Origin of the sequence: Polyangium sorediatum, assembly GCF_029946465.1 — a bacterium.
GTDB lineage: Bacteria > Myxococcota_A > Polyangia > Polyangiales > Polyangiaceae > Polyangium > Polyangium fumosum.
Map to the genome: position 1 here is coordinate 212,448 of NZ_JARZHI010000006.1, position 12,148 is coordinate 224,595.

The 12,148-nt window shown below is 70.9% G+C and carries 11 protein-coding genes; 6 read left to right on the top strand and 5 right to left on the bottom strand.

Going from position 1 to position 12,148, the window contains the following annotated elements:
- Nucleotides 1-17 precede the first annotated feature (17 nt).
- Nucleotides 18-1,238, bottom strand: a complete 1,221-nt coding sequence (locus QHF89_RS10210; RefSeq protein WP_136965603.1) for a hypothetical protein — start codon at nucleotides 1,236-1,238, stop codon at nucleotides 18-20.
- Nucleotides 1,239-1,322: 84 nt separating this feature from the next.
- Here QHF89_RS10210 and QHF89_RS10215 point away from each other — a divergent pair, with 84 nt between their 5' ends.
- A complete protein-coding gene (locus QHF89_RS10215; RefSeq protein ID WP_136965602.1) occupies nucleotides 1,323-2,009 on the top strand; it encodes a thiamine phosphate synthase in 687 nt (228 codons plus the stop codon).
- Nucleotides 2,006-2,632, top strand: a complete 627-nt coding sequence (locus QHF89_RS10220; protein WP_136931479.1) for a hypothetical protein — start codon at nucleotides 2,006-2,008, stop codon at nucleotides 2,630-2,632. The genes QHF89_RS10215 and QHF89_RS10220 overlap by 4 nt, the downstream gene beginning before the upstream one ends.
- Here QHF89_RS10220 and QHF89_RS10225 read toward each other — a convergent pair whose 3' ends face one another.
- Nucleotides 2,633-3,631: a DNA polymerase III subunit gene (locus QHF89_RS10225; protein ID WP_136965601.1), complete on the bottom strand. Its 999-nt coding sequence runs from the start codon at nucleotides 3,629-3,631 to the stop codon at nucleotides 2,633-2,635.
- A 163-nt stretch (nucleotides 3,632-3,794) separates the two neighbouring features.
- Here QHF89_RS10225 and QHF89_RS10230 point away from each other — a divergent pair, with 163 nt between their 5' ends.
- The 3 genes from QHF89_RS10230 (at nucleotide 3,795) to QHF89_RS10240 (ending at nucleotide 8,983) form a co-directional block, all read left to right on the top strand.
- Complete coding sequence (locus QHF89_RS10230) at nucleotides 3,795-7,397, top strand: FG-GAP-like repeat-containing protein (RefSeq protein ID WP_136965600.1); 3,603 nt, start codon at nucleotides 3,795-3,797, stop codon at nucleotides 7,395-7,397.
- A 172-nt stretch (nucleotides 7,398-7,569) separates the two neighbouring features.
- Nucleotides 7,570-8,286, top strand: coding sequence for a LamG domain-containing protein (locus QHF89_RS10235; protein WP_136965599.1), 717 nt, complete (start codon nucleotides 7,570-7,572; stop codon nucleotides 8,284-8,286).
- A gap of 154 nt (nucleotides 8,287-8,440) precedes the next feature.
- A complete protein-coding gene (locus QHF89_RS10240) occupies nucleotides 8,441-8,983 on the top strand; it encodes a Spy/CpxP family protein refolding chaperone (RefSeq protein WP_136965598.1) in 543 nt (180 codons plus the stop codon).
- Between the two features lie 81 nt (nucleotides 8,984-9,064).
- Here QHF89_RS10240 and QHF89_RS10245 read toward each other — a convergent pair whose 3' ends face one another.
- The 3 genes from QHF89_RS10245 to QHF89_RS10255 are packed head-to-tail and all read right to left on the bottom strand — an operon-like array spanning nucleotide 9,065 to nucleotide 11,278.
- Entirely contained in the window at nucleotides 9,065-9,988 is a 924-nt protein-coding gene (locus tag QHF89_RS10245; RefSeq protein ID WP_136965597.1) for an MBL fold metallo-hydrolase, read from the bottom strand.
- Nucleotides 9,989-10,008: 20 nt separating this feature from the next.
- Nucleotides 10,009-10,851, bottom strand: a complete 843-nt coding sequence (gene larE, locus QHF89_RS10250; RefSeq protein WP_136965596.1) for an ATP-dependent sacrificial sulfur transferase LarE — start codon at nucleotides 10,849-10,851, stop codon at nucleotides 10,009-10,011.
- A gap of 22 nt (nucleotides 10,852-10,873) precedes the next feature.
- Entirely contained in the window at nucleotides 10,874-11,278 is a 405-nt protein-coding gene (locus tag QHF89_RS10255) for a hypothetical protein (RefSeq protein ID WP_284720328.1), read from the bottom strand.
- A gap of 117 nt (nucleotides 11,279-11,395) precedes the next feature.
- Between QHF89_RS10255 and QHF89_RS10260 the strand changes: the two genes are divergently transcribed.
- Nucleotides 11,396-12,145: an OmpA family protein gene (locus QHF89_RS10260; protein WP_136965595.1), complete on the top strand. Its 750-nt coding sequence runs from the start codon at nucleotides 11,396-11,398 to the stop codon at nucleotides 12,143-12,145.
- The last annotated feature ends 3 nt before the right edge of the window (nucleotides 12,146-12,148 follow it).

The window sequence follows — 12,148 nt, forward strand, 5'->3', positions numbered from 1 at the left end:
GGCCGAGCGGGGGGGTTTTACTCGCCAGCCGGCGCCGGTGATGAAGGCGCTTCGGGAGAGGGAGGCGCGTCGGGGGCGGGGGACGAGGACGTATCCGCGGGCTGTGGAGGCGGCGGGGGCAGGGCCTTGGGCGGCGCGGCGAAGAAGGGATCGGGCGCGGACGCGAGCCGGAGGAGCGTGGGCGACTGCGTGGAGACCTCGGCCGTGTAGGCCTCGGCGCCCTGGGTGGTCTCGCCGGCGTTCAGCGTGGTGGTCACGCGGTAGAGGCCCGGGCGCGGGAACGTGCCGCGCGGGCAGACCTCGTGCAGCAGGATCGTGAACGAGGTCGAGGCGCCGGGTTTCAAGGTCCGAAACGCGTCCGGCGGCAGCCCGCGCGGCGGATCGCCGAGGCAGCTCTTCGTGTGCCCGTAAGGCCCGTCGATACGGAACGAGAACATCCACGGCCGGAGCGCCACGAAGATCGGCCGGAGCCCCGCGTTTTTTGCGGTCACTGTCAGCGATACCCCGTTCGGCGCGGCCACGTCCCTGAACGCGTCGGCCGAGATTTCGAGCCTCCCGGCACGCTCGTCGACGACCGGCGCAGGCGCGGCCGGCTTGCCGTCCGAAGGCTTTGCCCCGTTCGCGTTTGCGTTCGCGGCCGGCGGCGGCGGAGGCGGGCTCTCGCCGAGCACGATCGCGGGCGCGAGGAGCTCCGGCGCGGGCGTGAGGGTCGGCTCGCGCTCGGTGCTCTCGGCGGCGAAGGGCGGCTCGGGCGGCTTTTTCGTGCCTTTTTTCGGCGGATCCCAGCCGAAGCGCGCGTGCAAGGTGACGCCCGGCCGGAGCGCCGCTGCGGCCTTGCCGAAGCAGAAGAGCCGCGGATCGAAGGGCTCGACGTACGACTGCCCCGGGCCGAGCAGGAGCGCGCGGCTCTCGGGGAAGCTCGAAGGCCGGAGCGACTTCGGCAGCTCGCACGACGTGGGCTTTTTCTCGCCTTCCACCTCGATCTCGAACCGGAGCAGCCGCGGGTCGGCGGGCACGCGCAGCGGCACCGTGCCCTCGTTGTCGATCCGCATCGTCCACGGCCCGGTCATCGTCGGCGCGACGATCCAGAGGCGCGCTTGCGCGGGCGGGAGCGGCGGCGGCTCGGGCGCTTTCTGGGCCTTCGTCGCCTTGGCGGGCGGCGCGGCGTGGGCGCTCGGTGAGACGAGGCTCGAAAGGCAGAACAACGAGGCGAGGAGGGAAGCGCGCGAGGATCGCATCACGGGAGCTCCGGAGTCGGTCGAGAGGCGGCTTTCCGCTTTCCTTCCGAGGGCGTCAACCTTAGCGTACAAATGAGCGCCCGCATGCGAGGTCTGTACGCCATCGTGGACACCGCCGCGCTCGACCGGCGCGGAATCGACGTCGTCGCCTTCGCCGAGGCGGTGCTCGCCGCCGGCCCCGCCGCGCTCCAGCTCCGCGACAAGACCTCGGGCGTGCGGCGGACGCTCGCGCTCCTCGCCGAGCTCACGAAGCTCGCCGCGCGCGCCGGCGTCCCGCTCTACGCGAACGATCGGCCCGACCTCGCGCTGCTCACGGGTTGCCCGGGGATCCATGTAGGTCAAACGGATCTGCCCGTGCCGCTCATCCGTGCGCTCGCGGCGCGGACGGGGGGGTCGTTCGCGGTCGGCCTCTCGACGTACGACGAGGCGCAGATCGACGCAGGCGTCGCCGAGGGCGCGGACTACCTCGGGATCGGGCCGGTCTTTGGGACACAAAACAAAGACGACGCCGAGCCGCCGATCGGCCTCCCGCGCCTCGCGGCCCTCGCAGAGCACGCGCGGTCGGTCGGGTATACACGCCCGCTCGTGGCGATCGGCGGGATCACCCTGGAGAATGCGGCCGCGGTCGGCGCGGTCGTCGACGCCGCGGCGGTCATCGGCGCGCTCCTCCCGATCGCGAGCGGCGACGCGGGGCTCGCGGAGACGACGGGCCGCGCGCGGACGCTGCACGAGGCGATCCTCGGCGCGATGCCGCGAACGGAGCATCCATGAGCCTCGTCGCCATCGCCGTCACGGCCGCCGTGGCCGCGTCCCTCGGCTACCTCGCGAGCCGTCGCCGCGAGAGCGCGCGCGAGGCGTTCGGGCCGGACGAGACCAAGGCGCTCGATGAAAAGAAAAAGCCTCGCGCCTTGAAGGCGCCCCCGCCCGCCGATCCGCTCGCGGGGCTCGCGCTCGCGCTCGGCGACGTCGTCTCCGCGGAGGGCGACGAGCGCTGGCTCGCGGGCGCGATCGTGGCGCGGGAGCAGGCGCTCGCCGCGGTGATCTTCGTGGCGCCGGAGGGCCTCGCGCATCACGCCGTGGCGCTCGTCCCCGCCGACGCGCGCGCGCTCCTTTGGCTCAGCCCCGAGGTCGTGGACACGCCGCCCGAGCCGCCTGGGACGCTGGAGATCCGGGGCATGGCGATGCAACGCAGGAGCCGCTTGCCCGTGACGTTCGAGCGCTTCGGCCAGGGCGCGCCCACGGTCGGCGCGTCGGGCCTGCTCGCCGTGTACGAGGCCGGCGGCCGCGAGGTCGCGATCGTCGTCACGAGCGAAGGCAAGACGCTCGCGTGGGCCGGTCGCCGCCTCGACGAGGGCGAGTACGACCGCATGGGCCGCGGCGACGCCGAAGGCTGATCAGGGCATCGCGTCGCGCAGCTCGGATACGAGCTGGATGATCGACAGGTTCGGCGAGGCGTTGCGCTCCAGGTAGCCGATCGTGCGGAGCACGAATTCGTAGCGCCGTGCGTCGATCACGGCCGCGCGCGGGTCCCGCGCAGCGCGGGTGCGCGACGATCGGGCGAGCGCCGCGCCGAGGGCGCGCAGATCGTCGCGCAGCCGATCCTTGTTCTTCGTATCGAGCGACTCCGCGAGCGCCACGGCCGGCCCGAGGTCCGGCGCTGCCACGGCCGAGAGCATCGACGTGACGAACTCGTCGCGCGCCGCCGTCCGCTCGGCGTCCGCGAGATCGAGCGCCGCTGCCGCGCTTCCTGCGGCGAGCTCGATCGCGAGCTCCTGCTGGCCCGCGGGCATCCCCTTCGCCTCCAGGATCTTGTGCAGCACGGCGTCCGAGAGCGGCCCGAAGCGGATCTTCAGCGTGCGCGATCGGATCGTGTCGAGCATGCGATCCGGCCGCGACGTGAGCAGCACGAAGTGCGTGCCTCGCCGAGGCTCCTCCAGCGTCTTCAAGAGCGCGTTCGCGGCCGCGGTCGTGATCTCCTCGGCCCGGCGGATGATGAAGAGCCGCGCGCGTCCCTCGTGGGGCGGGTACGACGCGTGGGGCAGCACGATGCGCCGCACCTGCTCGACCGAGATGCCCTGCACCTCCTCGGTCTTCTTGTCGAGCGTCGCCGGCGGGTAGAGGCCTTTCTCGACGAGGATCACGTCCGGGTGCTTCGGCACCTCCGGGCGCTCGGCCCCGAGCGTCACGGCGCGGTGGCAGGCGTCGCATCGCCCGCAGCCGAGCTTGTCGCCGCCGGTGCACACGAGCGCCTGCGCCAGCGCGAAGGCGGCCATCTCTTTGCCCACGCCGTCGGGCCCCTCGAAGCGGTAGGCGTGGTGAACGCGCCCGCTCTCGAGGGCCTGCACGAGGGTCCGGATGGCCTCGTCCTGACCGAGGATGCGCGAAAACGGCACGCGGGACTGCCTAGCACGGAGCCCCGCCGCGTTGAAGTGCGCGTTCACGCGACGCGGGCAGGGGCACCCTCTTCGGATCCTCTCCTTTCCCGGATCGTTGAATGTGGAGGGCCCAAAGAACAACCAAGATCCGCCAACGATGAGGATTCCGAAGGGAGGAGTCATGCGCGGATCGTCTCGTGCTGCTTTGCTCGGTGCGCTCGTGGTACTCGCGGGGGGGCTTTCGCCCGGCCTCGCCCATGCAGACACCTGGACCGTCGCGCGCCACGACGCCGCGCGCACCGGGGCCTCGGGGGGAGCCGTGCCCGTGGTCGAGCCCGTCGTCACGTGGCGCGCGTACATGGGCGGCCGCCCGACGGGCCGCGTCGCGCGCTTCGGCCTCGGGAATCCTTCGCAGTTCGTCGCCGCCGTCGGCGGGCGGTTCGTCGCCAAGCACGGCGTCTCGCAGGCGACGTTGTGGAAGAGCGACATCCTCGGCGTCGGCGTGGTCGAGGCCTTTGCCGATCTCGACGGGAATGGCAAGAACGAGGTCGTGGTCCGCACCGAGACGCGCGCCCACGTCCTCGACGGCGCGACGGGCCAGGTCCTCTGGAGCTCGCCCCTCGGCGAGTTCCGCTCGCCTGCGTCCGTCCGCGTGACCGATCTCGACGGCAATGGTTTGCCCGACGTCTACATCGACGAATGCTCGAGCTGCGCGACGCCCGGCACGATGACGGCCGGCGCATTCTCGTTCGCCGGGGGATTCGGCGCGGCGAGCGCGCTCTGGATGCGCCCGGCGAATGCGTCGCCGCCGCCCTCGCACAGCGGCACGGACACGATCCTCGACCTCGACGACGACGGTTTGCCCGAGGTCGTGCTCACCTCGCCGGCGGAGATCGTGATCGTGCGCGGCAAGGACGGCCAGACCGTGACCACGCTCGTCTTGCCGGGCGGCGCGCAGGACAAACCTTTTTCGCAGGCGTACGTGCTCGCGGCCGAGATCGACGGTTTGCCCGGCAAGGAGCTCGTCGTCGTGCAGCCGTACGGCCAGGTCGCGGCGAAGGTCGGCCCGCCGGGGTTCACGGTGTTCAAGATCGACCCGCAAACGAAGGCCGGGACGCTCCTCTTCGAGCGAAAGACGGCCGGTTACGACGCCGAAATGGTCACGCTCGCCGACGTCGCAAAGGACCTCGACGGCGACGGCATCGACGAGCTCGTCTTTTCGCACCGCGCGTCCCCCGCGTCCCCGTTCACCACGGAGATCCTGAAGGGCGCGGCGGGCACGACGGCCGCCGTGCTCCCGGGCGCGCGCTTCGAGGGCGCGGCCGATCTCGGCGCTTCGGCCGGCGCGGAGCTCGTCGTCGCGAGTGCCGCGGGCCTCTCCGTCCATCATTTCGACGGCAATGCCCTCGCGATCCTGGCCGGCCCGATCCCGGACGTGCGCGCCCATTCGATGCCCGACCCCGCGCGCAGCCAACGGGGCCCGCTCGATCGCCGCCTCGGCGTGCTTCCGCGGCCCGGACAATCCGCGGCGTTGCTCGTCGGGCGGCCGAAATCCGAGCTGCCCTACGCGTCCCTCGAGAACCCGCACACCTTCCGGGACATCCAGGCGTTCACGTTCGACGCGGCCGGTCCGAAGAAGATCGGCGAGCATACACCGCTCATCGGCGACGTCACGGGCGTCTTCGGCGCCGATTTCTCCACGCGCCCTTATCCGCAGGTCGCCGTCGGCACGACCGCGGGCACGATCGTCGTGCTCGGACAAACGTTGCAAGGGACGAACGGCATCGTGGTTTGGGGCGGGCAGGCGACAGGCTCGCTCGTCGGCGGCGGCATGCAGCCGAGCTCGGGCGCCGTGGGCGGGCCGCTCGTCGGGAGCGACGACCTCGGGCCGTTCGTGGTCCTGCCGGGCTCGCCGCTCGGCCTCTACGTCGGCGATGCGCGCGCCGCCTCGCTCATCGTCCCGCCGCTGCCGCGCTTCATCCAGCCCGGCATGCAAGCGGCGAGCATCGTGGACCTCGACACGCTCGGCATGGCCGTCGTCGGCGTGGAAGGCAGCGCCCTCGTGGCGCGCCGCTCGCAGGATGGCGCCTCCCTCGGCGCCGTCGACCTCGGCCCCGGCGCGCCGCACGGCACGCCTTTGCCGCTCCGCGTGCAGGGCGCGAGCGCGCCGCGCGTCGGCATCGACTGGCGCATCGAGGGCGTGCAGATCGTCCAGTCCGCGGTCGATTTCGCCTCCAAGACCCTCGTTTGGCAGGGCGCACCCTTGCCCTTCGGCGGCTTCTTCGGCTCGAGCGTCGGTGACCTCGACGGCGACGGCACGGACGCGTGGTATTCGATGAACGACGGCCTGAACGCGCGCGACGCCGCCACGGGCCTCGTCAAGACGACCCCCGGCAATTCCATGTGGTATTCGCTCCCCATGCTCGCCTCGTTCCAGGGCGGGCCCGGGCCCGAGCTCTTGCTCCAGGCGGGCGCGTCCTCGCCGCGGCTGCTCCAGGCGGACCTCGGCACCGCGTGGCAATCGGAGAGCTCCGAGCAGGTCAATGGCATGGCAGGCGCGCGCGTCGTTTGCGGCAATGCGGCGCGCTTCGTGACCCCGGCCGTCCTCTCGCCCACGCTGCGCGCCTTCGACGGCGCGACCGGCGCGCTTCTCGGCGCCCGCGCGCTCGCCGGCGGGAGTGTCTACCCCACCGTGAACGCCGCGATCGCCGCGGGAAAGCGCCCCGGCGTCCTCTCGAACGCGACCTCCGTCGCCTCGCTCGGCCCGGGCGGCCCCGCCATTCTCGCGGGCTCGACGGACGGACACCTCTATGCCCTCGACGCCTGCACGCTCGATCTCCGCTGGTCGAAGTTCCTCGGCGGCTCGGTCGCGGAGCCCGTCGTGGGCGACACCGACGGCGACGGCGCGGACGAGATCCTCGTGGGCGTCGCGGACGGCTACATCCACCACATCGACGTCCCCGGCTGCCTCTCGCCGAGCTGGATCGCGTTTGGCGAGACGGACGACGGACCGTCCGAGGCGCCCCACGTCGTCAAGCCCGGCGAGGCGGTGAAGGTCGCGTTTGCGCCGGTCGCCGAGGCGAAGAGCTACACCTATGCGCTCGTGGGTCCGGACGAGCAGCCCCTCTGGTCGCCGGCCTACAAGTCCAGCTCGGGGACCTCGGTGTCGATCGACCTCACGGGCATGCTCGCCGCGCGCCCGTACCGCGTGGCCGTTCGCGCGATCGGCCCGAACGGCGTGAGCCCCGAGGTCTTTTCGAGGCCCGTCGTCATCGCGGACGGCACGCCCCCGACGCTCGACGCCGACGCGAAGGCCGAGAGCACGGCCGTGCACGTCGCCTTCGAGGCGACGGACGACCTCGCGCTCGACCATTGGCTCGTCCGGATGCACGAGGCGGGTGCGGCAGAGGATGAGGCGCTCGTCGCCGGGGAAGGGCTCCTCGTTGGCCCCGCGGGCAAGGCCGAGCTCTCCGTCACGCCGCCGGCCTCGCTCTTCGGCAAGAAGGTCGTGGTGCGTATCTCCGTCCTCGACTCCGCGGGCAACCCGGCGGTGGCCTCGGTGAATGCGTCCGTGGATGACGAAGGCCACGTGACGCACGTCGATCCGCCCGTGATCCTGCCTGCGGATCCGAATGCCGGGGCTCCTCCGTCCGGCCCCACCACATTCGGCGGATGCGGCGTTTCAGGCCGAACGCCGGACGCGTCCGCCCTCGTGGTGGCGCTCGCGCTCGGCCTCGGCGGTCTCTTCCGTCGCGCGCGTCGCAGCTCGAACGAGCCCTGCTGACCGAACGCATTCGCATCCGTGCGCCCCGCCGCTGCGCAGGCGCTGCCCAACCGAATTCGTGGAACAGCGAGAGTCGACCGTCAGGCGGGCGCGAGGCTCGCCGCGCATTCCACGACACTCCCGCGTCGGCCTTGCCCGCCCCGTGGCACGACGATGGCAGTGGACCCCTCGCATGAACCGTATCTCGAACATGCTCTCGACCGGGGTTTCCGCGACTCTCGTGCTTTCGACGCTGGTGATCCCGGTGAACGAGGCGAATGCCTTTCCGTGGTCTGGACTCGAATGGAACCTGAAGGACAGCGGCGAGGCGCCGGTCGGCCCCGGCCCGAACGTGTTTTCGGGGGACAACGTCTTCGTCGACGCGCAAAACCGCCTGCACATGCTCATCGAGGACGAGGACGGCGACGGCGTGTGGAGGAGCTCCGAGATCATCTCGACGCGGGCCGTGGGCTACGGCACGTACACGATGACGTTGGAGACACCGATTCGCTCGTTCCACAACCAGGCGGTGCTCGGCTTCTTCACCTGGAGCAACGAGGGCAACAACACCGAGCTCGACGTGGAGGTGGCGCGCTTCCAGGGCACGGGCCCGAACGCCCCGCGGCTCGTGCATTCGGTGCAGCCGCAGAGCTCGCATTACCCGGTCCCGACCACCTGGAGCAACGCGACGTTCCACCAGCTCGTCTGGACGCGCCAGCGCGCCACCTTCACGAGCCGCCCCCTCGCGGGCGCAGCCGCGCCGATTCAAACCGTGATCAACAACCCGCTGCGGCCGTTGCGCTCGACAAACCTCCGCATCAACTTCTGGCTGCGCGCCGGGGCGGTGCCCGCCGGGGCCACGAGCCCCCTCGAAGTCATCATCCGCAGCGTGTCCTACACCCCGGCCTGATTCTCCTGCCGTGAACTGTTAAGAAGTTCGCGCTTGCGCGGCGCGCGTTGACAGCCCCCCCGCCGCGCCACAAGCTCCTTCCACGGCGCGAGGCATAAAGCCCGCGCTCGAAACACCCGCCGGGCGCGCTGAGCCCCGGCGAGGAGGAGTGAACATGCATCCTGCATTCGTGGCGTGGTGGCACGCGGGCCGAGGCGGCTCGTGTGGCCCCGAGGGTTGGTCCGGTGGTCGTCGTGCGTGGTTCGGAGGGGGCAGCGGCCCCGGACGAGGCGGCGGTCATGGGCACGGGGGGCACGGGGGGCACGGGGGCGGCGACGACCTGCCCGGCGGCTCCGACTTCGACGGAGGGGGCGGCGGCAACTTCGGCGTGCGCCGGCCGCTGCGATTCCTCGCCCACCGGCTGGAGCTCGACGACGGGCAAATCGCGGAGCTCGCGACGATCCTGGACGAGCTGAAAATCGAGCGTGCGCAGGCCGCCGTGGATCATCGGCGCACGACGAGCGCGTTCGCCGATGCGGTGCTCGGGGAGAAGCTCGATGAACCGCGGCTCGATCAGATCCGCGCGGATCGGGTGAAGAGCGCCGAGCAACTGCAGGCGTCGGTGGTGCGCGCGCTCGGGCGCATTCACGCGCTCCTCTCGGCCGAGCAGCGGAAGAAGCTCGCTTATCTGCTGCGAACCGGCGCGCTCGCCATCTGAATCCCGGCGCGTGGGGGGCTCCGGCCCCCCATTCGCTCCTTCCGTTTCACGGACGGCGCTCGTCCTGTTCCCCGTGCGCGGCTAACGCCCGAGGTGCCGCGTCTCGCCCACGTCGAGGATCCAGAGCTTTTCCTCGGCGCCGCCTTCCGCCTGCCATGCCGCGCGCGCCCGCTCCGGCGGCTCACCGATCGGCTCGTCCGTCAGCTTGAACGTCCCCCAATGCATGGCCACGAAATGCGTAGCCCCGAGCATCTTCGCGGCCGACGCCGCCTCCTCGGGCCCCATGTGCTGCGGCTCCATGAACCAGCGCGGCTCGTACGCGCCAATGGGCAACATCGCCCAGTCGATCGGACCCGCGCGCTGGCCGATCTCCTCGAACGTATCCCAGTACGCGGTATCCCCGGAGTGATACGCCGTCCCCTCGGGCCCACGAATCACGTACCCGCCCCAGAGCGCGTCATTCCGATCCCAGGGCAAATGCATCGACCAGTGCCGCGCCGGCACGAGCGTGATCTCCAGCGAATCGATCCCCGTCGTCTCCCACCAGTCGAGCTCCACGATCTTCGCCGATGCGCCGGCCGCCTTCAAAAAGCGCGTATTGCCGAGCGGCGCCACGTACGTCGGCCGATCGCCGAGCCGCTCGATGCTCCACGCGTCGAGGTGATCCCGGTGGTTGTGCGTGATCACGACGATGTCGATCGGCGGCAACGCCTGCCAGCCGATGCCCGGCGCCACGAGCCGCTTGATCGGGCCGATCCGCTCGCCGAGCACCGGATCGAAGAGGATGTTCTTCTTGCCGAGCGTGAGCAGAAAACTCGCGTGCCCGATCCACGTCAGGCTCGGCGCCGGGCTCTTCACGAGGTCCACGTCGTAAGGACGCTGCGGCGTGACGAACCCGCCCGGATCCTTGATCCTCTTGCCTTGCAGCGGATCGAGGACCCGCCAGCGGAAGAGGTCGGCCGGGCCGCGGCGCGGCTGCGTGGCGAGGTGATCGAATCGACCCACGGGACCTCCTCCTTTTCGCGCTAGCTCACGATACGCAGGCTCTTGCCGACGAGGACCTCGTTGTGGCTGCCGACGCGGTAGCCGGCGAGGTCGAGCGTGACGTACTTGAACCCGTGCTGCTTGCCCGCCGCGACGATCGCGTCGCGCATCTCCGGCTCGGCCGCGCGCCCGAGCTCCGCGAGCGCGAGCTCGATCCGCGCCAGCTCACCGTGGTAACGCACGCGCACCTGGCGGAAGCCGAGCCGCTTCAGCGCGCCCTCGAAGCCGCCGATCTGCGCGAGCCGCTCGCGCGTCACGCTCGTGCCGTAGGGGATGCGGCTCGAAAGGCAGGCGGCCGCGGGCTTGTCCCAGATGGGCAACCCGAGCGCGGACGCGCCCGCCCGGACATCGGCCTTCGTGAACCCGAGCTCGACGAGCGGGCTCACGACCTCGGCCAGCCGCGCCGCTTCGAGCCCCGGCCGGTAGTCGCCGAGATCGTCGACGTTCGTCCCGTTCAGGATCGCCGCGAGCCCCCACTCGACCCGCTTCTGCGCCGCGATGCGGTAAAGCTCGCTCTTGCAGTGGAAGCAGCGGTCCGGGTTGTTCGCGACGTAGCCGGCATCCTCGATCTCGTTCGACGCGACGAGCCGATGATCGGCGCCGATCGCGGCCGCGACCGCGACGGCGTCCTCGTGCTCGCCCGGCGCGAGGCTCGGTGAGACGGCGGTCATGCCGATGGCGCGTGGCCCGAGGGCCGCGTGGGCGGCCGCGAGCACGAACGCGCTGTCGACGCCGCCGGAGTAACAAACGAGGACCGAGTCGAGCTCGACGAGCCTCTCGCGCAGGCGAGCGAGCTTCTCCTCGATGGCAGGGTCCAGGGCCATGGGAGGAGGATCTAACACGCCGTCACTCCCCGGGAGGGGAGGCAGCCTGCTTTTCGTCGGTCTTCTCCGGCGCGACTGTCGGCGCGGACCCCTCCGCCTTGCCGTCGGGCGCCTTCGACTCGTCGGGTTTGGCCTCGGCTCCGGTCGTCTTCGGTGTGTACTCGAACACCTGCAGGTTTGGTTCGAGCAGCTTGAAGACGCCTTTTTGCACGTCGTCGCCCATCTGGCCGGTGATCACCGCGATCCAGTGCGGGTGCGTGTTCGCGGCTTGTTCGAGGCGGTTCCACATGCGCGGGCGCAGGCTCACGCGCGCGCCGCGCTTGCCGAAGTCGACCAGAAACTCCTTCCAGCCGTTCTTGTCCGTGGTGACCTCGGTGGGGAGCCGGTTGATCTTGATGGTGACTTCGAGCTTGCCGACGAGCGCCATACGAGCCTCCGCGCCCTCCGGACGGTGCCCAAATCGGCGCCGGAACACAAGACGCGCCCGCCTTGTACCGAGTTACTTGCGGGAGAAGGCCGGAATGGGTGACGCTTGGGGCCTCTCATGAACCGCACCTCGCTTGGAAGGTCCGTCGCGCTCGCCGCCACGCTGGGGGCTTTGGCTGCGCTCGCCGGCTGCTCGGACAACCGCTTGCCGCCCGTGCCCGTGCCGAAGGCGGAGCAGAAGAGCCAACTGCCGCGCTGGTACCCCGAGAAGGCCTGGACCGCGAAGGAAGGCCAGAGCCAGATCTACATCGAGGGCAAGATCGTCTTCCAGACTGGCAGCGCCACGATCCACAAGTTCGGCGAGACCGAGAAGGTCCTGAAGACGCTGCTCGCGTTCGTCAACGAGCACCCCGAGGTCACGCGCCTGCGGATCGAGGGGCACACGGACGACAACGGCGCCGAGGACAAGAACCAGGACCTCAGCGCGCGGCGCGCGCTCAGCGTGTGCAACTGGCTCGTCGACAACGGCGTGAACCACCTGCGCCTGCTCGCCGTGGGCTTCGGCGAGACGAAGCCCATCGCGCCGAACGAGCTCGAGATGGGCCGCGCGGAGAACCGCCGCACCGAGTTCCACGTCGCCGAGGTCGACGGCAAGCCCTTCCTCGGCAAGGACCCGACGGGCGGCGGCATGGTGCTCGACGTGCCGAGCCTCGAAGAGCGCAAGGCCGAGGAAGAGGCGCGCAAGAAGCCCGTGATCGCGGTCGTGCCGACCTTGAACTTCAAGCCCACGGGCAACGAAGTGAAGAAGGTCCAGGACAAGCAGATCTCGCTCGACCCGACGCAGAAGAAGCCCGAGCAGAAGAAGTAACCG